At 69.9% G+C, this 698-nt stretch carries 1 protein-coding gene; it reads right to left on the bottom strand.

Annotated features, from left to right (window positions below; translation table 11 throughout):
• The coding region (locus AC01Y6_RS10840; protein WP_476671539.1) for an ABC transporter permease subunit at positions 1–488 on the bottom strand (488 nt) is incomplete at its 3' end.
• Between the last annotated feature and the right edge of the window lie 210 nt (positions 489–698).

Raw genomic sequence — 698 nt, 5'->3', positions numbered from 1 at the left:
GCGGCGTCCAGGAGCTCCTTGGGAACGTTCTTTAGCCCCGCCAGGTAGTAGAGCATGTAAAGCCCGGCGTCTTTCAGCACCCCCACGAGCACCACCGCGAGGAAAGCCCCGAAGGGGTCGCCCAGGGGGTTCTGGAGGCCGAGCCCCTGGAGGAGGCCCCGCAGGGGGCCGAGGGGATTCAGGAGGTATAGAAAGACGGCGGCGAAGGCCACCGTGGGGAGGACCACGGGATGGAAGGCCAGGGCCCGAACCACCTGCCGCAGGCGGCTTTCCCCTTCCACGGCGAGGGCGAGGAGGAGGCCGAGGAGGATGGAGAGGGGCACGGTGAGGGCGGTGTAGAGGAGGGTGACCTCGAGGGCCTTGAGGTTCTCCGGGGCGAGGAGCCTCCCTAAGGCGGGAAGACCCTCCATGGCCACCTCGAGGGCCGGGAAGTAGGTGAACCCCAGGAGGAAAAGGAAGGTGGGCAGGAGGAAGGGCCAGACGCGCACGACCCCCTTCTACCCTCGCCCTGTCAGGAAGACGTCAGGGGCCAAGAGGGGCGGCTTCCCTCCCCCCAAGGACCCCGGGGGCGTCCACGCCCCTCGGGGCCGCCTTCCCGGCGGGCTTCCGGCGGCGCTAGGCGATGGAAAGAACCCCGGCTTCGCCTCAGCGGATCCGGACGCGGTAGCACACCTCCCTGCTCTCCCCGGGGCGCGGGG

The sequence above is a fragment of the Thermus sp. genome (genome assembly GCF_056332225.1).
The sequence above is the reverse complement of the archived record's forward strand: the minus strand, read 5'-3'. Positions and strand labels throughout refer to the sequence as shown.